This is a genomic window from Pelagovum sp. HNIBRBA483 (genome assembly GCF_040931995.1).
Classification (GTDB): Bacteria; Pseudomonadota; Alphaproteobacteria; order Rhodobacterales; family Rhodobacteraceae; genus JAEPMR01.
In genome coordinates, this window is the sequence record NZ_CP162412.1 from 1,546,132 (window position 1) to 1,566,991 (window position 20,860).

General features: G+C 54.1%; 19 protein-coding genes, 1 tRNA gene and 1 pseudogene. 16 read left to right on the plus strand and 5 right to left on the minus strand.

Annotation, left to right across the window (positions count from 1 at the left end):
- Positions 1-44: 44 nt before the first annotated feature.
- On the minus strand, positions 45-1,346 hold the full coding sequence (locus AB1E42_RS07650) for an HlyD family type I secretion periplasmic adaptor subunit (RefSeq protein WP_368343660.1): 1,302 nt from the start codon (positions 1,344-1,346) through the stop codon (positions 45-47).
- Positions 1,343-3,073 (minus strand): type I secretion system permease/ATPase, encoded by a 1,731-nt coding sequence (locus tag AB1E42_RS07655; RefSeq protein WP_368343661.1) that lies wholly within the window; start codon positions 3,071-3,073, stop codon positions 1,343-1,345. Before AB1E42_RS07655 ends, AB1E42_RS07650 begins: the two co-directional genes overlap by 4 nt.
- 281 nt (positions 3,074-3,354) lie before the next feature.
- Between AB1E42_RS07655 and AB1E42_RS07660 the strand changes: the two genes are divergently transcribed.
- The 12 genes and pseudogenes from AB1E42_RS07660 to AB1E42_RS07715 all read left to right on the plus strand — a co-directional run bounded on the left by AB1E42_RS07660 (position 3,355) and on the right by AB1E42_RS07715 (position 15,693).
- Positions 3,355-3,798 (plus strand): hypothetical protein, encoded by a 444-nt coding sequence (locus AB1E42_RS07660; protein ID WP_368343662.1) that lies wholly within the window; start codon positions 3,355-3,357, stop codon positions 3,796-3,798.
- 317 nt (positions 3,799-4,115) lie between these two features.
- A complete protein-coding gene (locus AB1E42_RS07665; RefSeq protein WP_368343663.1) occupies positions 4,116-5,282 on the plus strand; it encodes a tyrosine-type recombinase/integrase in 1,167 nt (388 codons plus the stop codon).
- 10 nt (positions 5,283-5,292) lie between these two features.
- Positions 5,293-5,838 carry a hypothetical protein gene (locus AB1E42_RS07670; RefSeq protein ID WP_368343664.1) on the plus strand — a complete coding sequence of 182 codons (546 nt, stop codon included), beginning with the start codon at positions 5,293-5,295 and terminating at the stop codon, positions 5,836-5,838.
- A 78-nt stretch (positions 5,839-5,916) separates the two neighbouring features.
- The gene (locus tag AB1E42_RS07675) at positions 5,917-6,102 is read left to right on the plus strand and encodes a helix-turn-helix transcriptional regulator (RefSeq protein ID WP_368343665.1); all 186 of its coding nucleotides are present in this window, start codon (positions 5,917-5,919) and stop codon (positions 6,100-6,102) included.
- A gap of 38 nt (positions 6,103-6,140) precedes the next feature.
- Entirely contained in the window at positions 6,141-6,284 is a 144-nt protein-coding gene (locus AB1E42_RS07680; protein ID WP_368346390.1) for a helix-turn-helix transcriptional regulator, read from the plus strand.
- Positions 6,285-6,384: 100 nt separating this feature from the next.
- Entirely contained in the window at positions 6,385-7,239 is an 855-nt protein-coding gene (locus AB1E42_RS07685; RefSeq protein WP_368343666.1) for a toprim domain-containing protein, read from the plus strand.
- Positions 7,226-8,317, plus strand: a complete 1,092-nt coding sequence (locus AB1E42_RS07690) for an AAA family ATPase (RefSeq protein ID WP_368343667.1) — start codon at positions 7,226-7,228, stop codon at positions 8,315-8,317. Before AB1E42_RS07685 ends, AB1E42_RS07690 begins: the two co-directional genes overlap by 14 nt.
- 371 nt (positions 8,318-8,688) lie before the next feature.
- A complete protein-coding gene (locus tag AB1E42_RS07695; protein WP_368343668.1) occupies positions 8,689-11,418 on the plus strand; it encodes a class I SAM-dependent DNA methyltransferase in 2,730 nt (909 codons plus the stop codon).
- A complete protein-coding gene (locus tag AB1E42_RS07700) occupies positions 11,418-11,633 on the plus strand; it encodes a hypothetical protein (protein WP_368343669.1) in 216 nt (71 codons plus the stop codon). Before AB1E42_RS07695 ends, AB1E42_RS07700 begins: the two co-directional genes overlap by 1 nt.
- On the plus strand, positions 11,630-13,681 hold the full coding sequence (locus AB1E42_RS07705) for a DEAD/DEAH box helicase (RefSeq protein ID WP_368343670.1): 2,052 nt from the start codon (positions 11,630-11,632) through the stop codon (positions 13,679-13,681). The genes AB1E42_RS07700 and AB1E42_RS07705 overlap by 4 nt, the downstream gene beginning before the upstream one ends.
- A complete protein-coding gene (locus AB1E42_RS07710; RefSeq protein WP_368343671.1) occupies positions 13,674-14,870 on the plus strand; it encodes a GIY-YIG nuclease family protein in 1,197 nt (398 codons plus the stop codon). The genes AB1E42_RS07705 and AB1E42_RS07710 overlap by 8 nt, the downstream gene beginning before the upstream one ends.
- Before the next feature lie 63 nt (positions 14,871-14,933).
- Positions 14,934-15,693: pseudogene (locus AB1E42_RS07715) on the plus strand (IS5 family transposase).
- Between the two features lie 306 nt (positions 15,694-15,999).
- On the opposite strand, the gene AB1E42_RS07720 reads toward AB1E42_RS07715, so the two are convergent.
- Positions 16,000-16,164: a hypothetical protein gene (locus tag AB1E42_RS07720; protein ID WP_368343672.1), complete on the minus strand. Its 165-nt coding sequence runs from the start codon at positions 16,162-16,164 to the stop codon at positions 16,000-16,002.
- Positions 16,165-16,314: 150 nt separating this feature from the next.
- On the minus strand, positions 16,315-16,563 hold the full coding sequence (locus AB1E42_RS07725; protein WP_368343673.1) for a hypothetical protein: 249 nt from the start codon (positions 16,561-16,563) through the stop codon (positions 16,315-16,317).
- A 465-nt stretch (positions 16,564-17,028) separates the two neighbouring features.
- Here AB1E42_RS07725 and AB1E42_RS07730 point away from each other — a divergent pair, with 465 nt between their 5' ends.
- A complete protein-coding gene (locus tag AB1E42_RS07730; protein ID WP_368343674.1) occupies positions 17,029-17,664 on the plus strand; it encodes a hypothetical protein in 636 nt (211 codons plus the stop codon).
- Between the two features lie 866 nt (positions 17,665-18,530).
- Here the strand turns inward: AB1E42_RS07730 and AB1E42_RS07735 are convergent.
- A tRNA-Ser gene (locus AB1E42_RS07735) sits at positions 18,531-18,620 on the minus strand.
- A 149-nt stretch (positions 18,621-18,769) separates the two neighbouring features.
- Between AB1E42_RS07735 and AB1E42_RS07740 the strand changes: the two genes are divergently transcribed.
- From AB1E42_RS07740 to rpmA, 3 genes are all read left to right on the plus strand, one after another.
- The gene (locus AB1E42_RS07740) at positions 18,770-19,633 is read left to right on the plus strand and encodes a DUF2059 domain-containing protein (RefSeq protein ID WP_368343675.1); all 864 of its coding nucleotides are present in this window, start codon (positions 18,770-18,772) and stop codon (positions 19,631-19,633) included.
- Positions 19,634-19,807: 174 nt separating this feature from the next.
- Positions 19,808-20,416: a 50S ribosomal protein L21 gene (locus tag AB1E42_RS07745; protein WP_368343676.1), complete on the plus strand. Its 609-nt coding sequence runs from the start codon at positions 19,808-19,810 to the stop codon at positions 20,414-20,416.
- A gap of 21 nt (positions 20,417-20,437) precedes the next feature.
- Entirely contained in the window at positions 20,438-20,707 is a 270-nt protein-coding gene (gene rpmA, locus AB1E42_RS07750; RefSeq protein ID WP_368343677.1) for a 50S ribosomal protein L27, read from the plus strand.
- Positions 20,708-20,860 lie beyond the last annotated feature (153 nt).

The following is a 20,860-nucleotide window of genomic DNA, read 5'->3' on the forward strand; positions in this document are numbered from 1 at the left end:
GCAAAGGCGGGGGACAAGCCGGTGTTGCATCCTGACCGACACCGTCAGCCTTCGCGGAAGGCTTTGGCGAAATAGTCGGTGAGCGGTTTGGTCAGGTAGTGAAGGGGCGTGCGGTCACTGGTGCGAAAGTAGGCCTCAACCGGCATGCCGGGAAGGAGCGTCGCGCCGGCGGGGAGGCGGGACAGGGTGCCATCGTCCAGTGCGATTTCGGCGCGGTAATAGCCTTGTGCGGTGGTTTCATCACGAAAGGCATCGGCAGAGAGGTTGGTGACGTGGCCGAAAAGAACGGGCGTGTTGCGGGTATCAAAACTGGTGAGCCGGAGGGTGACAGGTTGATCAAGGTACAGCGCTTCAATGTGGATCGGGGGGATCTGTGCCATGATGACCAGCGGTTTATCCTGCGGGACGAGGTGGAGAAGGGGCTGGGCGGCGCGAATGACCGTGCCGTTGCCAAAAACCTGAAGTCCGTAAACCACCCCCGATACTGGCGCGCGGACATAGAGGCGGGAGAGGCGTTCTTGCAGGGCGCGGCGTTGCTCTGCGAGTTCAAGCTCTTGGTAGTGGAGATCGCGTAGGCGGGCGATTGCTTCCTCGCGGTGGCGGCTTTCGAGTTTGATGATTTCGAGGGTGATATCGGTGATGCGGCCTTCGGCCTGAGCCCGTTGAGCGTGCAATTCACCCATCGCGCCGCTGAGGCGAACGGATTGGCGCTGCAAAGTCAGCACCGATTGCGCCTGTGCGAGCCCCTTGCCAAGGAGGGTTTGCTGATCGGTCAGTTCGCGCGCGATCAGGGATGCCTCGGCCTCAAGCGCGGCGATCTGGGCGTGAATGCCGGTGATCTGGTCGGTGATTTGGGCGCTGCGGCGGTTCAATTGGGCAATCTCATTGGCACGAGAGGCGCGGCGGGCGGTAAAGAGCTGTTGCTGGCCGGTGAGCTGTTCCTGCACCTCGGGGCGGGTGGCGGCGGCTGCCAGCAGTGCGGGGGCGAAGGTAACTTCTGTTGCGGCGTCACGCTCGGCCTCAAGCCGGCCACGTCGGGCGATGATCTCGTGCAGTTTGCCTTCGATAATGTGCAGTTCGGACAGGAGCGCCTCTGGATCAAGGCGAAGCAAGACGTCACCCGCGGCAACAGTTTTGCCTTCGGTTACATGAATTTCGGCGATTATGCCGCCATCAGCATGTTGCACGAGCTGTCGGTTTTGAGCGATTTCGACCTGTGCAGGGACGATTATGGCACCTGAGATCTGCGCCAGCGTGACCCATGCGCCAAGGCCGCCCAACAGGATCAGAAGCGTTGCGAGGCCCAAAAGAACAGGGCGACGGGCAGACCACATGGCGCTGCTCATGGCGTGTTTCCTGCCGCTGTACCCTGTATGACCGCGTAGTTCTTTACATTGGTTTTGAGCACCTCGTCGCGCGGGCCGTAAGCGGTGGCTGCGCCGTCTTTGAGGATCAGGAGCGCATCGCATTCCTGAATCGCGGCGGGACGGTGGGCCATGATGATCACCGATTTGCCAGCGGCTTTCTGGTGACGGATGGCGGCATTCAAGGCGGCGCTGCCGTCATTGTCGAGGTTGGAATTGGGTTCGTCCAGCACCAGAAGAACTGGCCGGCCATAAAGGGCGCGGGCGAGGCCGATGCGCTGTAACTGGCCGCCGGAAAGCGTGCTGGATCGCGGGGTGATGCGGGTTTCGTACCCATCGGGAAGCTGGAGGATCATCTCATGCGCGGCGGCGGCTCGGGCGGCTGAGACGACCGTTTCGGGATCAGGATCGGGCGTGAGGCGGGCGATATTCTCGGCGATTGTTCCCTCGAAGAGCTGCATCCGTTGCGGCAGGTAGCCAATATACAGGCCGCGCTGGTCAGCGGCGTAATGATCCAATGCGGCGCCGTCGAGGCGCAGCTTGCCCGCGGTTGGCGCCCAATGGCCGGTGAGCGCGCTGGCGAGCGTGGTCTTGCCCGCGCCGGAGGGCCCGATGACGCCCAGCGCCTGACCGGGGTGCAGGTCAAAGCTGATGCTGCGCAGAGCGGGTTGCGTTGCGTTTGGAGGGATAACGGTGAGGTTTCGCACCTCCAACGCGGCCTTGGGCGCGGGCAGCGGCATACGCGGCGCGGCGGCGGGTATTTCGGAGAGCAGGTGCGCGAGGTTTTGCCAGCCTTTGATCCCGCGTTGCATAACCGGCCAGTGGGCGATGGAGTGTTCGATCGGGGCCAAGGCGCGGCCCATTAGGATCGAACCTGCCACCATCGCGCCTGCGGTCATTTCGTCCTGCAGCACAAGATAGGCACCCAAACCCAGCATCGCGGATTGCAGAAAGAGGCGCAGGCTCTTGCCGAGTGCGGCGAAGGTGCCGGCGGTGTCGCTTGCGGCGATCGTGGCGCGCAGGGCCATGCTGCGGGCGCTTTGCCAACGGTGAAAGGCGGCGCTGCGCATGCCGAGGCTTCGGATCATCTCCGCCTCGGTGTGCAGTTGGTCTGAGAGGGTATCTGCCTGCAAGCCTGCGCGGGTGGCATCAAGCAGCGGTACGCGGGAGAGCTGCTGATTGAGCAGTGAAAACAGGACAAGGACCCCGCCACCGGCAAGCGCGAGGGCGCCAAGCCACGGGTGGAAGAGCGCGATGCAAGCAAGGAAAAGCGGCGTCCACGGAAGGTCGAACAGTGCCAGCAGCGCAGGCGAGGACAGGAGACGCTGAATCGCCTCAAGATCCCGTTGGGCGGTGGCGGCCATGCCAGCGGTGGCGGGTCCGGATGTGCTTAGCGCGACTTCGAAAACGCGCTTGTCGAGCCGGTCCTGAAAGCGGGCGGCGACACGGGCCATGATGCGGCCGCGCGTGTAATCCAGCACCCCCATCGTGGCATAGAGAAAGGCCGCAAGGAGAGTGAGCGCAAGGAGGGTTGCCTCGGACCTGCTACCGAGGACGCGGTCATAGACCTGAAGCATATAGAGCGGGCCGGTGAGCAAGAGCAGGTTCACGAAGATGCTGAACAGCGCAACGAGCCAGAAGAGGCCGCGGCTTTCGCGACGGGCTGCGCGCAGTTCGGCGCGGCCGGCATCGGTGGTGGAGACATGCATTGGCGTGACCGGCGCTCGGGGCTCAAGGATGGCGGGTCAGGTCAAGGTAGCAATGCCGGCTCGCCCTACCAATCCCCATAAAACAGGGCATTTAGCGCAAGTTTTAGGGGCTGTGCGCCAGTGTGAGGGAGCCGAAATGTATCCATTAGGCGCAGAATGTCATCCTTGTTGTTTGCGCGGTGACACGTTCATATAACCCACAAATTGTGAGTAATAGGGCGGCCGTGATCCGAATCCGATGAGGGGATGCCCATGGAGGCTATGTGTCAGGAGAGAGCCTTTTGGGGATAGATATTCTTAATTTCCTCATTCCCGCTTTGATTGGCGGTAGTGTTAGCCTGCTGGGCACATACCTCGCTAATGTCAGGGTTGCGCGTGGATTTAACGAAGCACTGACCGATCTGGCGCGCCATATTGAGGCCTCGCTGAAGAGCCTTGACGAGGTTCACCCCGATCAACCGAAATACTTCATAGCCGCGCGTGTTCGGTATTGCCGTTTTTTGGAGGACGTTCAGGACATTCGGTCAGGCTGGTGGGTGAGGGGTGGGCTGCGCCGGTCGCATCGGAAGTTGCTCCTCGCGATCCGGAACAGCGACATCTTCATTGAGGAAGCCGCATCCCGATTGGACGGGATGAACGATGAGGAAATTCTCCAGTGTTTGAAGGAAGTGAAGGTTAATCTGGATTTCCTGAAGAAGGCCGTGCAGGAATTCAGACAAGAGTGATGAATTCTGAATAAGTTCTCATTGCATCGCGTTGTCTTGAGCAACGTTTTCAGACAAATGTTGGAAGCGAATATTGCGCGCTAGAGTGCTCGCGCCTGCTCGGCGGGCCATTTTGGCAGCCGTTCCTGATGTGAACCACAGCATTCATGCAGATGAAAAGTGGCGGAGAGACAGTCCGCCATTAATTCTTCTGGAGGAGTCTCAAGTGATCGATAGCACGGCTATTTTTACCATGATAAATGGTTTTTCGGCTCCAATTTCTTCTTGTAATGTGCTATACGTTCCATAAATGTTTGGGGGGCCAAATGGGGGGCCATATGGGGCTAAGTGCGAAATTCGTAGAGAGCGTAAGCGAAGCCGGCAAATACTATGACCTTCATGGTTTATTTCTCCATGTGCGACCCAGCGGAGCAAAGAAATGGCTTCAGCGTTACACATTCAAGGGACGCAGAAGAGAGATTGGGTTAGGTAGTGCAAAGATTGTTTCGGTTTCCAGCGCTCGTAAGAAAGCTCTCCAGAACTTATTGCTGATCCATGACGGCATTGACCCAATTGAGGCTAAGAAACAGGACGCTGCAATCCCAATATTCGAGGTCGTCGCTCGCAAAGTCCATGAGGAAAATCGCCCCACTTGGCGGAACGCAAAACATGCTGCGCAGTTCATTAAGACACTTGAGGTATATGCGTTTCCAATAATCGGAAGTAAGCCAGTGAACGAGGTAAATTCTAGCCACATTCTTCAAATACTCTCGCCTATATGGGTGACAAAGGCGGAAACAGCCAAGCGCGTCAGGCAAAGACTCTCAACCGTTTTCAAGTATTGCGTTGCGCAACAATGGCGCCCCGATGATCCCGCTAATATGGCTATAATTAAGGCGCTACCGAATGCGAAGAAAAAGGTGCAGCATAGAAAAAGCCTGAGCTACGATGACGTCTCCGCATTCATACAGAAAGTCAGAAAATCTTCGGCAGCGATCAGCACTAAACTGGCAATAGAGTTCCTAATCCTAACAGCAACGCGCTCAGGTGAGGTCAGAAACGCCCGGTGGTCCGAGATAGAAGGTTCTTTATGGACTATTCCATCAGAGCGTATGAAGGCCGGCATTGCACACCGTGTACCTTTGTCTTCCAGGTGTATGAAGATATTGGATGAAGCGAAACGGATAAACCAAGGTTCGGATTTTGTCTTCGAAGGCACGAAGCAGAATAGGCCGCTTTCCGAGAATACTTTCAACAAGCTGATGAAAGAGCTGGGGGTCGAGGTCCACGCTCATGGCTTCAGGACATCCTTCCGGACCTGGACGCAGGAGAAAACAAACTACCCCCGCGAGATTGCAGAAACAGCACTAGCCCATTCGATCAAGGATAAGGCTGAGGCGGCATATGCACGGTCTGATCTACTTGCGAAGAGGGCGGAAATGATGGAGGCGTGGGCACGATTCATCAGGTCAGAAGAGGCTGACGTAATTAATTTTCGAGCTTGAGGTGCAAGTTATGAATGACAATTTCAATCTAGCCATAAAGTTTGCGAAACAGGAGCTGCAGGGTTTCTATGACCGAGGTAATAGTTTCAGCGCGCTCAATCAAAAAGGCCGATCGGAAATACTGGGGGTGTTCTCGGATGATTTTGATTGGCAAGCCAACCTGAGAAACTCAGCTGAAGACTTTCATTCATTCGATAGCGTCAAGCGATATTGCGCTCATTTGATTAGGGCTGAGAAAAAGATACCGGACGAACTCAAGCTTTGGATTGCAGATGTGCTAGAAGGAATTCGGCCAACGCCTAGTCGTTCGCGAGGCCCGATGGAAACCGGCCTGGAAAACAACATGTTGATCCCTCGCTTGGTTGAAAAGGTTGCTGTACATTTTGGCCTGATGCGCACACGCAATGATGAATCTCCGCCGCTTAGCGCCTGTGACGCAGTACATCAAGCCATCGTTCAGACCTCCAAGGCGACGGACATCAAGTCCAGGCAGTATCGCACTATCAAACAGGCTTATTTGGCTGCAAAGCGTCGTGGCGCGTTCATGGACACTTAAATCGCTATTTACTTGTCCATGAAGTTATAGGGCAGCTGGGAAATACTTGTTTCATCTTGATACTCAAAGGAGGCTAAGATGATCAAGAAGATTTACCGACTTCCCGATGTGATTGAGATGACTGGGTTATCGCGCTCAAGTATCTACCTTCATATGTCCCAAGGCAACTTTCCAAAGCCAGTCAAAATTGGAAGGCGAGCCGTCGGCTGGACTGAAGATAGCATCATTGCGTGGCAATCGAAAATGATGGAGGGCGTCCAATGAAGCTACTGAAGGCAAAAGAAGTCGCCGAACGAACTTCAATGTCAGTCCCTCACATACGCCACATGTCTCGCGAAGGTAGATTTCCGAAGCCCATCCAAATCAGCGCTAACCGGTTTGCATGGAGCGAGCAGGACGTAGAGGACTGGATCGATGCCTGCATAGAGCGGCATAAGCACCCTTAACCCCAGAAAAAGAAAAGGCGCACAAGGATGCGCGCGGATCAGGGAGCCTAGCTACTTCCGAAGATCGGATGGTTGCGCGCAAAACAATGAGGAGTTGCATATGCAGCGTCCAGATTTCTTGTCACCCAAAGCGGTGGCCTATCGTGGCGGCTGGTTGGATATCTGTCCAGCGCATGACGATACGAACCCCTCCCTCTCAATTACGCTTGGAGATAATAGACAGTGGATTTTCCACTGCTTCTCCGGCTGTAATTATCAAGACATAAAAAGTGCGTATAAGGGCGACGGCGCTGTGGTATCTGGCCCCACTGCCTCGGGCTTACGTAAGCATAGTGTCACAAAAATTGCGGGCAACAGTGGAAAACTTGAGGTGGTTCAACGACTATTGCGGGAAAGCAAACCTGTTCCTGGAACGCTTGGTGAAGTATACCTCAAATCCAGAGGCATTACGTTCATCTCCGACACGATCCGCTTTCATCCTAAGTTGTGGTACACCGGCGAACACAGCCCTTATGCAGGGCTTCTAATCCCCATTCCGTCGCTTGGGCAGCCAATAGCACTTCATCGGACATATCTGAATTCCGATGGCAGGGTGAAGGATAGACGTAGGCTCGGCTCACCAAATAAGCATGGAGCTTACCTGTTAAACAAATCAGGGCCGCTAGTGGTCGGCGAAGGGCTAGAAAGCACAATGTCTTGGTGGCATTTGAATGGGACACTCTCGTGTACTTTGGTTACCGCTCTAGACGCCGCTACTCTCGGCAAGCTTGATTTGCCCGACATACCCAACCGGCGCCTCATTATCGCCCCCGACAATGACGATGTTGGAATGCGCAGTGCGTATGAGCTGCGCCGCCGCGCAATTAGCCGTGGATGGGAAGTCGAGGTGGATGCACCGCCGCCAAATAGAGATTGGAACGACATTCTGATGGAGCGTTCTAATGAGTGGTGGTGATTTACAAGCGCGCATACAAGAAATACGTGTTTCGATGCATTCGTGCAGTGCACTGCCAAGTCTTGAAGGGCAGTCGTATTTGATCAAAGGCTGGTTTAATCAAGGTACCATCTCGGTGGTCTATGGTGATAGCAATACAGGAAAGTCTTTCTTTGCGTTGGATTTGGCCACTCACGTAGCTGCTGGCCAGACTTGGTTCGAATGCCGGACTACGCAGACGCCTGCCCTATATATTGCCATGGAGGGTGGGCGTGGTTTTGCATCTCGTCTATGGGCCTTTCAGATTGAACGTGCAGCGCTGTTTGCAGTTGCTAAAGAGCACTTCACGTATTTGCCGCTACAACTCGACCTTCATGCAGGCGATGATGTCGAGGCTTTGTGCGCAGCCTTAGGAGATCAAACTTTTGGACTTGTGGTCATCGACACACTTGCCATGGCTATGGGGGATGGCTCGGAAAACGAAGGTCGTGACATGGCAGCGCTCCTAAGGGGCGTCACCAAGCTGCGCGATCATCTGCAATGTCATATCATGCTGGTCCATCACTCAGGCAAGGACAAGACGCGTGGTGCACGCGGCCATACCAGTTTGCGCGCCGCGATAGACACTGAGATCGAGGTCACAGTTGCGGGCTCAGTCTGCGTTGCCAAGGCTACGAAGCAACGCGATCTGATTAAGGGCGAAGAAGTTGGGTTCTGTCTACGTCCGGTTACGGTGGGTATTGATATTGACGGCGACCCGATCACAAGCTGCGTTCTCGAACCTGCTGATTTGGTCAGCGCAAAAAGAAAGAAAATGCTGAAAGGAAACACAGAGGTGGCGCACCAAGCACTGCAGGATGCGTTGGAGGCAGTAGGGCGTCGAATAGAGAACAACCCAGGATTTCCTTCTTCGTGCTACATTGTCAGTCTGGACGAGTGGAGGCAACAATATAGCCGTAAAAGAGCTGATCAAGACATCCAGCCAGAGTCGCTAACCAAAGACTTCAACCGGCAGGCCGACAAACTTCAAGCGCTAGATTACGTGCGGATACAGGACGGCGAAGTATGGCTTGTTGCCTCAGGCAGACAAGACAAATGACGGACATGTCCGACTTTTCCCGAACCCAATTCAAAACGGACAGACAGGACATCCCCCTAAGGGGGTGTCCGCTTGTCCGTGTCTGGGCCGCTAGCGTAGCGTCATCCCAATCACATTTAAGTCTATTAGGCAGGTTTGGGTTATGCGCGCCCGTGCGAAGGCTACAGTGGTAGCCTTTCGTGCTGTTCGAATGATAAGCTGAGTTGCACGCAGAATAACCTAATTCACGTGTGCAGCGCATCGGGCCATCCTCCGATTGGGTTCGAATCGACTGGCAAGCTAGATTGATTGCCCTCTATAAATATTTAAAGGTTGGCAATCAGCCGGGTTAACCTCAAAGCCAGCCGCAAAAAGTTGTGAGGCAGGATGTAATGAACGCTGTAGAAATCGAAGAAGCGATATCGGCTCTCGCCGAGCAGCCGTTCGACGCTGAAGAGTTCCCCTTCGCTTTCCTCGAAGCATTCGGCAACAAGGCCACGACCATCAAGCGACTTCGCAGCGGTGCGTCGAACAAGTCCGATCTTGGCGGGGTGCTTCAGACCAATAATATCCACCTGAAGGTCTGCGGCGAGGGTGAGGTGACTAATGCACTGGCGGAGCTCAGGGATAGCCCTGCAACCGCCAAGGCCAAAGCGAAATTCATCCTCGCGACAGACGGCAAGACCCTCGAAGCTGAAGACCTAACCTCAGGTGAGACGATCGCCTGCGCCTATGCCGATTTTCCTGACCACTTCGGCTTCTTCCTGCCGCTGGCGGGGATCAGTACTGTCAAGCAAATCCGTGAAAGTGCCTTTGACATCAAGGCAACCGGACGGTTGAACAGGCTTTACGTCGAACTTCTAAAAGACAACCCAGAGTGGGGCACTGCTGCTCGTCGGCACGACATGAACCACTTCATGGCGCGGCTGATCTTCTGCTTCTTTGCGGAGGACACCGACATCTTCACAGAAGCCGACCAGTTCACGGCAACGATCGAGCGGATGAGCGCGAAGGACAGCTCCAACACCCATGAGGTGATTAGCGAGCTTTTCCGGGCCATGAACACCAAGACGGAAGATCGCGCTGCTGCTGGCATCCCCCGCTGGGCAAACGTCTTTCCCTACGTGAACGGTGGGCTTTTCTCTGGAAGCACCGATGTCCCGCGCTTCAGCAAGATTGCCCGGTCATATCTTCTCCACATCGGCAATCTCGACTGGACCAAGATCAACCCGGACATCTTTGGTTCGATGATCCAGGCGGTGGCGGACGACGAAGAACGGGGCGCACTGGGGATGCACTACACGTCCGTACCGAACATCTTGAAAGTGCTAAACCCGCTCTTCCTCGATGACTTACGCGAGAAGTTGGAAGAGGCCGGGGACAACCCACGCAAGCTTCTGAACCTGCGCAACCGGATGGCCAAAATCAGGGTCTTCGATCCTGCTTGTGGATCGGGCAACTTCCTTGTGATCGCCTACAAAGAAATGCGGGCGATCGAAGCGGAGATTAACAAGAGACGCGGCGAGGAAGATCGCCGATCAGAAATCCCGCTAACGAACTTCCGAGGTATCGAACTCCGCGACTTCCCCGCCGAGATCGCGCGGTTGGCATTGATCATCGCAGAGTTTCAATGCGACGTGCTCTATCGCGGGCAGCGAGAGGCGCTGCGCGACTTTCTGCCGCTGGATGCGATGAACTGGATTACCTGCGGCAATGCCCTTCGGATCGACTGGCTGAGCATCTGTCCGCCTACAGGTACAGGCGTTAAAATGCGTGGAGATGACTTGTTTAGCACTCCACTCGACCAAGCAGAGATTGATTTCGAAAATGAAGGTGGAGAAACCTACATCTGCGGAAACCCTCCATTCAAAGGCACACGCAAACAAAGCACCCAAGAAAAGGAAGACCTACAGCAGGTCTTCTCAAATCTCACTTCCAAATGGAAGAATGTCGACTATGTAGGTGCTTGGCTAATGAAAGCGGCGATATACAATGATACATGTCGCGCCCCATTCGCGTTTGTGGCAACCAATAGCCTGTGCCAAGGTCAGCAAGTTCCAATCACTTGGGCCTTGTTATTGGAGCGTGGGTTCCGCATTAGATTTGCTCACACCTCGTTCAAATGGGCAAACTTGGCTTCAAACAAAGCAGGGGTGACAGTTGTGGTCACTGGGGTTGATCGTGATCAAAGTGGCCGAAGGTGGATCTATACAGACGGAAAGAGACGAGAAGTTCTCAACATAAACCCATACCTTACTGAACATGAAATAAGCGTCGTTCCAGCGCGAAAGCGACCGTTGTCTTCGGTAATCCCTATGGAATACGGTGTGTATTACTCGAAGTCGGCCGGTTTAATACTGGACGGTGGGGAAAAGGATGAGCTTTTCGATGCCGGCCTGCCATTAAAGTTTATTAAGAGGTTTCAAGGTTCGACTGAGTTCATAAACGGCAAAGAACGTTTTTGTCTTTGGATTTCCGACAACGAGGTGGATGAGGCCACTTCTTTTGAGCCTGTGCGGTCTAGGATCGACAGTGTTCGCCGCGATCGCATTGAGACGGACGATGCCGCGGTAAATAAACTTGCTTCAAAACCACATCAGTTTCGTGAGAGGAAGGGTGATGAAGCTTCGAAGATATTTGTCCCAATCGTGTCGTCAGAGAACCGAGAGTATTTCCCGGCAGGACTGGCTGACCGTTCAGTTATCGCGACGAACAAAGCTTTTTTCATTCCGAAAGGACCTCTTTGGGCTTTTTCCATTATTACATCAAAGCTCCACTTGGCTTGGATTGATACGATCTGTGGGCGATTAAGGACGGACTATTCGTATTCTAATACGTTAGGCTGGAATACCTTTCCAATTCCAACGTTCACGGACAAGAACAAGGATGATCTCACTCGCTGCGCCGAGGATATTATTTTGGCACGTGAGGCTCATTTTCCCGCTACTATTGCTGATCTCTACGACCCTGAGAAGATGCCCGCAGATTTGCGAGCCGCCCATGAGCACAACGACGAAACCCTTGAACGGATCTACATTGGTCGTCGCTTCCGTAACGATACCGAACGCCTCGAAAAGCTCTTCGAGCTGTACACGAAAATGACCAAGAAGGTGCCCGCATAATGAGCTCGACTTACGAACCGGGCGGGGACGCCAAGGCCATTTCGAGGATAGCCAAGGCGCATTTTGGCGGAAGCTATAAGGCCATGTTTGAAGCCCAAGGCTGGGAGCTGGAGGACGGGCAGCACTACATGCATCAAGCTTCTTCTCGGATCAAAGACACCTATGGTTCGATCGCTGCCTTCGAGGCTCATTTCGATAGCAAGGATGTTTCATGATTAAATCCGTCCCCTCAGTCTCCGTTACGTACGCCCGCAACGGTAGTTCTACGAAGTCCAACGAGCTTGGCATGCGGGCGATGCAAGAGCGTGCCTATGAAAAGAGGGGCGAGCAGTACCTGTTGATCAAGTCGCCGCCCGCCTCGGGCAAGAGCCGCGCCCTGATGTTCATCGCACTCGACAAGCTGCACAATCAAGGGCTCAAGCAGGCGATCGTCGTGGTTCCCGAGAAGTCGATCGGGGCTAGCTTCAATGACGAACCGCTGAGCAAGTTTGGTTTTTGGGCCGATTGGAACGTCGAGCCGAAATGGAACCTCTGCAACTCGCCGGGTACAGATGGTGGCAAGGTCAAGTCGGTAGGGGCCTTCCTTGAAAGCAGCGACAAGGTTCTGGTCTGCACCCACGCAACATTCCGGTTCACTGTTGAGAAGTTTGGGATCGAGGCGTTTGACGATCGGCTGATCGCAGTCGACGAGTTTCATCACGTCTCAGCTAGCGAAGACAGCATTCTCGGCACACAGTTGAACGAGTTCATTGCTCGGGACCGTGTGCACGTTGTTGCCATGACCGGAAGCTACTTCCGTGGTGACGCGGTGCCGATCCTGTTGCCCGAGAACGAGGCCAAGTTCGACACGATCACCTACACCTACTACGAGCAGTTGAACGGCTACAAATACCTGAAAACACTCGATATCGGGTACTTCTTCTACGCGGGCTCGTATGCCGATGACATCCTCAAGGTTCTTGATCCAAATGAGAAAACCATCGTCCACATCCCGCACGTGAACTCGCGGGAAAGTACCAAGGATAAGTATCGAGAGGTAGAAGATATTATCGACGCGTTAGGTGATTGGCAGGGGACAGATGCAAAGACTGGCTTTCAACTCGTAAAGACGCGAGAAGGGCGAGTGATAAAGATTGCCGACCTAGTTGATGACGCACCAGGAAAGCAGGCGAAGGTCTCGACAGCACTCAAAGACCCAAGTCACAAAAACGACCGCGATCATGTCGATATTATCATCGCTTTAGGCATGGCCAAAGAGGGCTTCGACTGGATTTGGTGTGAGCACGCTCTGACTGTGGGGTATCGGGCAAGCTTGGTGGAGATCGTGCAAATCATTGGCCGAGCAACTCGCGACGCAGAAGGCAAGACTCGCGCTCGCTTCACCAACCTAATAGCAGAACCCGATGCATCGGAGGCGATTGTTACTGAAGCCGTAAACGACACGCTGAAAGCCATCGCCGCAAGCTTGCTGATGGAACAGGTTCTCACCCCACGCTTTAATTTCGCGCCCAAGACACCCAATAGTGGACCTGTGGAGGGTTTCGACTATGGCGAAGGTGGCTACGATCCTGAGAAAGAGAATGTCGGCTTCAATGAGAAAAGTGGACAGCTTCAGATCGAGATCAAAGGGTTGGCACAGCCGAAAAGCAAGGAAGCAGAACGTATCTGCAAGGAAGACTTGAACGAGGTGATCACGGCCTTCGTGCAAGACAAAACGGCCATCGAACGGGGGTTGTTTGACGAAGAACTTGTTCCAGAAGAGCTTACGCAAGTTCGTATGGGCAAGATCGTCGGCGCAAAATTTCCCGAGCTTGATGCGGAGGACCAGGAGGCCGTGCGTCAACATGCGATTGCGGCGCTCAACCTTACGCAAAAAGCAAAAGAGGTTGCGCTCTCAGCTAGCGATGATGATGCGCAAGTCAGCGGAAACACTGCTCTGATCGACGGCGTGCGCAAATTTGCCATGGATGTGCGCGAGCTCGATATTGACCTAATCGATCGGATCAATCCTTTCGGAGGGGCGTACTCGATCCTCGCAAAAACGATGAGCGAGGAAAGCTTGAAGCAGGTTGCGGCAGTGATTTCCGCCAAGAAGGTGCAGCTTGCACCGGAGGAAGCGCGGGACTTGGCGCGGCGAGCCGTGAAATTCAAGCAAGAGCGTGGGCGACTGCCCTCAATCACGTCGCCGGACGCTTGGGAGAAGAAGATGGCCGAGGGAGTGGCCTATCTCGCTCGCATGAAGCAGCAGGCATCCAATGGCTAGAGAGTTCACGGAAGATGATGATGCTCTGTTGGCCGAACTGGGCGTTGAGGTTGAAGTAGAGAAGGCAGCGAGCCGAACTCCGCGCGAAGAGCGCATCATTGCGGGCTTTGAAGAGATACAACGCTTCACGGAGGAAAACGGTCGAGCGCCACAGCACGGAGAGGATCGCGACATCTTCGAACGCATCTATGCGGTCCGATTGGATCGCATTCGTGAGCTTCCTGAATTTCGAGAACTCGTTGAGCCACTGGATCATCAAGGGCTTCTGGCTGGTGCTGCCAAAGCTGACTTTGACGATGTGGAAGAGCTCGACGATGACGCACTGCTTGCAGAACTCGGGATCGAAGCCGAAGTCCCACCGATAACAGAGTTGAAACACGTTCGCTCAAGCGCAGAGAAGAAAGCCGCTGAAGAAGTAGCAAATCGGCAAATGTGTGAGGATTTCGCAAAGTTTAAACCCTTGTTCGAGCAAGTTCAGAAGGAACTTGACACCGGGCTTCGAGAGACGAGACCTTTCGAGATGAAGGCCGAGATAGAGAAGGGCCGCTTCTTCATTGTTGGAGGCCAAAAAGCCTACGTTGCTGAGAAAGGTGATACTACCATCACTGACCAAGGTCGTACCGACGCACGTCTTCGCGTGATCTTCGACAATGGCACTGAGAGCAACATGCTTATGCGATCACTTCAGCGGGCGCTCAACAAGGATGATGCGGGAAGGCGGATTATGGAACCGACCGCTGGCCCGCTTTTTTCCGATCAGACGATCGACGGGGATGAGGCAAGCGGGTCAATCTATGTTCTTCGCAGCAAGTCCGATCACCCACTTGTCGCTCAGAACCGAGAGCTAGTTCACAAGATAGGCGTAACAAATCTGAGCGTGGAGAAGCGTATTGCTGGAGCGCGCCTTCAGCCAACCTTCTTGATGGCAAATGTCGAAATTGTCGCGACCTATGAGCTCTACAATATCAACCGCACAAAGCTCGAGAACATGATCCATCGCATCTTCGAACCAGGGCGTCTTGAGATTAGAATCAAGGATCGGTTTGGACGCCCGATTGTGCCGCGCGAGTGGTTTCTAGTTCCGCTATTTGTGATCCAAGAAGCCGTGGAGCGCATCAAGGACGGGACTATTGCAGAATACCGTTACGAACCATCCGAAGCCAAATTAATAAAGCGCTCCAAAATCTAGGGTCAGGATGCATTGATTTCCTGCGCGCTGCATGATTCATGGCTTCGAAAACGGAGCTGTGACATGGGCAATTTTTTCTGGCTGACCGACGCACAGATGGCGGGTCTGAAACCCTACTTTCCAAAGTCGCACGGTTGGCCAAGGGCCGACGGCGGGCGGATTCTGAGCGGGATAATTTCATCAACCGCAATGGGTTAAGGTTGCGCGATGCTCCTGAAGCCTACGGCCCACACAACACGCTTTATAGCGATTTGAAGCGGTGGAGCGAAAAGGGCATATTCGCGCGGATTATGTTGGGGCTGGCTGCCGATCACGGCGAACAGAAAATAGTCATGATCGACGCGACCTACCTGAAGGCACATCGAACAGCGACCAGCATGGCCGCAAAAAAAGGGGGGGCGTGGTCGCCTGATTGGCTGGACCAAAGGTGGTATGAACACCAAGCTTCACGCCATCTGACAACAGTCCGGGACGCCCGCTCGACCGCTTCGTCACCGCCGGACAGGTCAGTGACTATATCGGTACACGGGCATTGCTAGGCGGTTTACCAAAGGTCGAATGGCTGCTCGGAGACCGAGGCTACGACGCCGACTAGTTCCGAGATGCGTTGAAAGACACAGGGATACGCGCCTCCATCCCTGGACTAAAACAGCGCAAGAAGACCGTGAAATACGACAAGCGCCGATACAAACGGCGCAACCGCATTGAGATCATGTTCGGCAGGCTCAATGAATGGAGACGCGTGGCAACCCGCTATGATAGGTGTCCCAAGGCCTTCCTCTCGGGCATCGCGCTCGCAGCCGTCGTCATCTTCTGGTTATGAATCCTGACCCTAGGGGGCATTTGCGGCCTGGCGGGCTGCTGGAAGAGTGGGGATCAATCAGTTTGGAATTTCACAGGCTCCCTATTACCGAATTGTAGCCTCCGCTTAATCGACAGATGTCCCGTCGTCGGGATATTTGAATAGATAGTAAAAGTAGCCTCTGGTAGGGGGGCTACTTAAGCGTGATAGGTCCGGCAGCACGTACTTTGGTCCTTTCAGATAATGAGCGAGAGAGCTGCGAGAGGTTGCTCTCCGACGTTGCTGCCAGAACTTCTGGTCCTCCGGCGCTTCGCTTGGCGTGGATATCTACTTCTTTTGGGTCTGGCTGGGATAGTCGCGCATTGGAAGCACCTGTCCTTCCTCATCAGCGTCTAACTCTTCCATCGCGTCCCAATCGATCTCCGCCAGCCATTGCTTTGCTCGTTTGGACAAGTTTTCTTGCGGCGATTGCGTAGTCCGGCGCTTAGTCATCAGGATATCCTTTGCGTTCTGGTACTTAAAGTGTGATCCACATTGCCTCATTAAGGCTCTTGACCGCTGCTAGGTCTTTGATGCTGTTCTCGAACGGGGTAACGTGCTCTCCGGCCTCGATCTTTAGAGCGATGTATTTAGCGGACAACTTTACTTTTTGAACTGTTGGAGGATTGCCCTTGCGCTTTTTGGCAATCTGATCTTCTGGTCCTCCGGCACTTCACTGGGCGAGAAGATCTTCTCCTGATTGTCGTGAGAGGCGAGGTTCCCTTCCTTGCGCTTCTGAGCCAGAGCCACTAGGCCATCGATGAAGTCTGTCATCAACTCTTCCGGCACCTGACTGACTATCGATTGCTCCGTTTCTTCCTGCATCGGAGAGTGCTTCTTGGATTTACTCATTCGAGATACCTTTGTTCAGTGCTAGTTCGCTTGCTGCGTCTTGATAGTCGTTAGCTGCTCTTCTTCAGGGCGCGACACCCAGGTGGGGGAGGATACGCTTGATAGTATCCTACAAAAATGCCTTTAGGCAATTTATGTTAGCGTTTGGTTGGAGCGAAGTGTCAACGAGGGTTCCTTGGTGAGGCGTTCTAATACCCGCTCGAAAACTGTGAAAATAAAGTTGAGTTCGTTTGTGCCGGCAGGAGCCTTAACTTGACCTTCGAGTTTCTTTGGCACAGCGTTTGAGGTCAACCTAATTTTTGGCACGATCATTCAGGTGTTTCATCTGCAAGTTTACAGGGTCTTGTGCACATACTTGGGCTTAGTTGTTCCATTGGAAATCGAAATGTATTTGATAATCAACCAGTTCGTGTCACACGATAAGTTAACGCAACCGACTACATCACCACTGCTCAAAGGGGCGACATGCTGTTAGTCAAGAAATTCCCGATGCTTCTAGGTTTGTCGTTGAGCGGTCCATTGATTGTAATGGCTGATGAGTTTCAGGTTCCCTACAACGATTTCCTGGCCCAAACTGAAATCTCAGTAGCCGCTTTGGCGGTCCTAGAAGACTACAGGATCAAGGGCTGTGAGCAGAATGATGGCGTCAGGGGGTATCGTCCGAATATTGATTACGTTCCGGAGTTTATGCTGGTGCAAGATAGCTATCGCCGTGTTGAATTAACGACCGATGGCGTTAGCGCAGAGTTTATTCAGTCGAGCGGCATGAAGTGTGGCCATCTATATCTAGAGTACTGTGGCTCAGGAGGCTGCCAGAGCCAGATCGTCGTTGACGACAAGGTTTATCCGATTAGCGGGCAGCCGTTCCTGCTGGTGCCGGAACCGTCTTATGAAAGCGCGTCTGAGAACCCTCTCAGTGCGATAATTGCATGGTGGGGGTATGGGGGATCATGCAGGACGCAAGAAGTTGAGGAAACCGACCCAATTCAGATAACTAACTCAGCCAGCTGTTTATTGACTGCTCAGTATGACCATCAGCTAAACAGGCTTGTGTTCCAGCATGATTACAATCAATGGCCAACAGGTCTTGATAAGCAATGATTGTGGACCCTGGAGCGCGGGATACATCCCGAGGATCGCTCCTGATCGAAACAATGGAACTCTGAAAGAGCAAAGAAAGTTGCGACACTCACAATAAGCTTACGTTTGAGCCCTAATCTTGGCGATTAGAGGCCGCGAGCCGTATTGATAGCCGTTCCCAGGCAATTTGAGATTTACATAAGAGTTTGCAGGGTCTTTCTTCTTTACCCCTTGCCGTAGTTCGTTGGTACAACGCCGTTCAAGGGTATAAGCTTAATGCGTCCTCATATTTTCTAGAACGTCCTCTGTTAATAAGCACCTAGGCTCCGGAAATGGTTCTTGATGAGCACGCTCGCTCCGTCGATCCCATAGCGGTAAGAGCATCAACATGATCGCTTCGGCATTAGTGCTTCAGCCGCAGTCAAGCTTATCCCCTACAATGTCCTCAGCGCGCGACTGTTTCATATCTTTGAGGGAGTTTCTCAAAGAGGGGTTCCCCGAAACAAGTTCGTCGGTCAGCAGCACTACCATTTGAAAAGAGCCGGACGTTGTGCAGCCATGGTGCAAGCTTCAGTTCTCGTGAACCCCGCGGGTGAGTTCTTCCTCTGGCTAATAGTGGTTGGAAGTTGGCATCACGACACCTTAAAAATCGTAATCTGCTTAACACTAGCCCTAACATTTGCGTTTAGCTGAACGAGCTTCGTACCTTTTGGGAAAAAATGCGAGGGCAAGACAAGTTTCAGCAAGACTTTACCGAATTTTTGCCCCCCCCTTATCTAGAATAACCGCATCAACGTTTTTTCATGGTCAGCTGTGGGGCCAGGTGTGGGGTCAGAGTTTGTTAATTTTCATAAGTTATTGGTATTAAATATTATTTAAGAAATTTGTGGCGGAGAGACAGGGATTCGAACCCTGGGTGGGCTTGCACCCACAACGGTTTTCGAGACCGCCCCGTTCGACCACTCCGGCACCTCTCCGCGGGGGTCTTGGCGGCGTTTAATGCGTGACGGTGAGAGGCGCAAGAGGCAAATCGGGGAATATTTGACTGCCGATTGATCACGCTCTGGTTAACAGGGTTGGAACTGCGCGGGCCGCGCCCTATCCTGAAAGAGTGACGCAAGATTTCATGGAAAAAAGGGCGATGATCATGATGGCATGGCGCGGGATGGCCTTTGGAGTGACGATAGCAGTCGCCTCGCTAACGGGCGGAGTGGCACAGGCGGCGGGGCACGGCGACGATATCGATGCTTTGAGCGCGGCGCTTTTGTTGCCTGAGATGGTGGATGTGATGCAGGAGGAGGGGCGCTCCTTCGGCACGCAGATCGGCGCGGATATGTTGGGCGACCGCGCAGGCGCGCGGTGGGAGAAGCTCGTTGCGGGGATTTATGACGCGGACTGGATGTATGCGCGCGTGATCGACACGCTCAGCGCGGAATTGAGCGCTGATGAGGCACAGGCGATTACGGCCTTTTTCACCACCGAACCCGGGCTGACGATCGTGGGGCTCGAGCTATCGGCGCGGCGGGCCATGCTGGACGAGGCCATTGACGAGATGGCGATCGAAGCTGCCGCGCTTGCGGCCGCAGATGAAACACCGCGCTTCAAGCAACTGGAATCCTATGTGGAGGCCAATGATCTGGTCGAACAGAATGTGGTCGGGGCGCTGAACTCCAACTATGCTTTCTTTATCGGCTTGCTGAACGGTGGCGCATTTGCCGGCGGGATGAGCGAGGACCAGATCTTGCAGGATGTTTGGGCGCAAGAGCCAGAGATCCGCGACAGCACGGAGGAATGGATTTATTCCTTCCTCAATCTGGCATATCAGCCGCTGAGCGATGCGGAACTGGAGACTTATATCGCGTTCTCAGAGACAGAGACGGGCAGGGCGTTTAACGCTGCGCTGTTCGCCGCGTTTGACCCGCTCTTCGAGGAGATCAGCATGCGGTTGGGATATGGTGCCGCGCAGATGATGCAAAGCTCCGATCTGTAAGCCGCGCAGGCTTGACAAGGGGGCGGTTCGTACTCATAAGGCGGCTTCCTTGGCGTTTTGCGCTGGGGTTATACGGTAATTCGTCCTCACATAGGGCGCGCTGTTCACGGGTGGCTTTGGCCGAAACGCTCCGCAAGGGGGACCCTAGAGACGCGGAAAATGAAGGAATAACATATGTTTGCGGTTCTTAAGACCGGTGGCAAGCAGTACCGGGTCGCTTCGGGCGACGTGCTGCGTGTCGAGAAACTGGCCGCCGATGCTGGCGACAAGATCCAGTTCAACGAGATTCTCATGGTTGGTTCCACGGTTGGCGCACCCTTCGTTGAAGGTGCTGGCGTTCAGGCCGAGGTCATCGACCAGATCAAAGGCGAGAAGCTGATCAACTTCGTTAAGCGTCGTCGTAAGCACTCGTCCAAGCGGACCAAGGGCCACCGTCAGAAGCTGACGCTGGTGCGCATCACGGACATCCTCGAAAAGGGTGCAGACAAGTCCGGCGTTAAAGCCGCTGTTGGTGCGGGTTCGGTTGCTGGCGTTGCTGCTGCTGCCGCTGCGCCGAAGAAAGCCGCGCCGGCGAAGGCCGCTGCTGCGCCGAAGGCAGAAGCTGCTGCATCCGCTGCTGACGACCTGAGCCAGATCACTGGTGTTGGTCCGGCAGCTGTGAAGAAGCTGAACGCCGCTGGCATCACCACCTTCGCACAATTGGCAGCTGCCGATGCGGAGACTGTGGAAAGCGCGAAAATCAAGCCCGAGTGGGTTGAACAGGCCAAAGAACTGGCCAAGTAAGCGAAGGCAAGGAGAGAGACTATGGCACATAAAAAAGCAGGCGGTTCCTCCCGTAACGGTCGCGACAGCGCAGGCCGTCGCCTTGGCGTGAAGAAGTTCGGCGGCGAAGCCGTTCTTCCGGGGAACATCATCATGCGTCAGCGCGGCACCAAGATGTGGCCGGGCGAGGGCGTTGGCATGGGCAAGGATCACACGATCTTTGCAACTGTCGAAGGCCAAGTGAAATTCCACAAAGGCCTCAAGCAGCGCACCTTTATTTCGGTTCTCCCAGTGGCGGAGGCCGCTGAGTAAGCCGAACCTTCACAAGGCATCACATTGGGGGGATCGGCGAGAGCCGGTCCCCCTATCTCGTTTTACGATACCTACATAAATTGTTGATGATGACCGTTTAGAGGAGAGCGGGCTTCATCCGGGGAAATTAAGAATCCCCGAAAAGTTGTTGAG

Excerpts from the sequence above, each read along its gene's own strand:
- AB1E42_RS07650 (WP_368343660.1), bottom strand. The coding sequence starts at position 1,346 with ATGAGCAGCGCCATGTGGTCTGCCCGTCGCCCTGTTCTTTTGGGCCTC.
- AB1E42_RS07655 (WP_368343661.1), bottom strand. The coding sequence starts at position 3,073 with ATGCATGTCTCCACCACCGATGCCGGCCGCGCCGAACTGCGCGCAGCC.
- AB1E42_RS07665 (WP_368343663.1), top strand. The coding sequence starts at position 4,116 with ATGGGGCTAAGTGCGAAATTCGTAGAGAGCGTAAGCGAAGCCGGCAAA.
- AB1E42_RS07670 (WP_368343664.1), top strand. The coding sequence starts at position 5,293 with ATGAATGACAATTTCAATCTAGCCATAAAGTTTGCGAAACAGGAGCTG.
- AB1E42_RS07675 (WP_368343665.1), top strand. The coding sequence starts at position 5,917 with ATGATCAAGAAGATTTACCGACTTCCCGATGTGATTGAGATGACTGGG.
- AB1E42_RS07680 (WP_368346390.1), top strand. The coding sequence starts at position 6,141 with ATGTCAGTCCCTCACATACGCCACATGTCTCGCGAAGGTAGATTTCCG.
- AB1E42_RS07685 (WP_368343666.1), top strand. The coding sequence starts at position 6,385 with ATGCAGCGTCCAGATTTCTTGTCACCCAAAGCGGTGGCCTATCGTGGC.
- AB1E42_RS07690 (WP_368343667.1), top strand. The coding sequence starts at position 7,226 with ATGAGTGGTGGTGATTTACAAGCGCGCATACAAGAAATACGTGTTTCG.
- AB1E42_RS07695 (WP_368343668.1), top strand. The coding sequence starts at position 8,689 with ATGAACGCTGTAGAAATCGAAGAAGCGATATCGGCTCTCGCCGAGCAG.
- AB1E42_RS07700 (WP_368343669.1), top strand. The coding sequence starts at position 11,418 with ATGAGCTCGACTTACGAACCGGGCGGGGACGCCAAGGCCATTTCGAGG.
- AB1E42_RS07705 (WP_368343670.1), top strand. The coding sequence starts at position 11,630 with ATGATTAAATCCGTCCCCTCAGTCTCCGTTACGTACGCCCGCAACGGT.
- AB1E42_RS07710 (WP_368343671.1), top strand. The coding sequence starts at position 13,674 with ATGGCTAGAGAGTTCACGGAAGATGATGATGCTCTGTTGGCCGAACTG.
- AB1E42_RS07720 (WP_368343672.1), bottom strand. The coding sequence starts at position 16,164 with ATGACTAAGCGCCGGACTACGCAATCGCCGCAAGAAAACTTGTCCAAA.
- AB1E42_RS07725 (WP_368343673.1), bottom strand. The coding sequence starts at position 16,563 with ATGAGTAAATCCAAGAAGCACTCTCCGATGCAGGAAGAAACGGAGCAA.
- AB1E42_RS07730 (WP_368343674.1), top strand. The coding sequence starts at position 17,029 with ATGCTGTTAGTCAAGAAATTCCCGATGCTTCTAGGTTTGTCGTTGAGC.
- AB1E42_RS07740 (WP_368343675.1), top strand. The coding sequence starts at position 18,770 with ATGGAAAAAAGGGCGATGATCATGATGGCATGGCGCGGGATGGCCTTT.
- AB1E42_RS07745 (WP_368343676.1), top strand. The coding sequence starts at position 19,808 with ATGTTTGCGGTTCTTAAGACCGGTGGCAAGCAGTACCGGGTCGCTTCG.
- rpmA (WP_368343677.1), top strand. The coding sequence starts at position 20,438 with ATGGCACATAAAAAAGCAGGCGGTTCCTCCCGTAACGGTCGCGACAGC.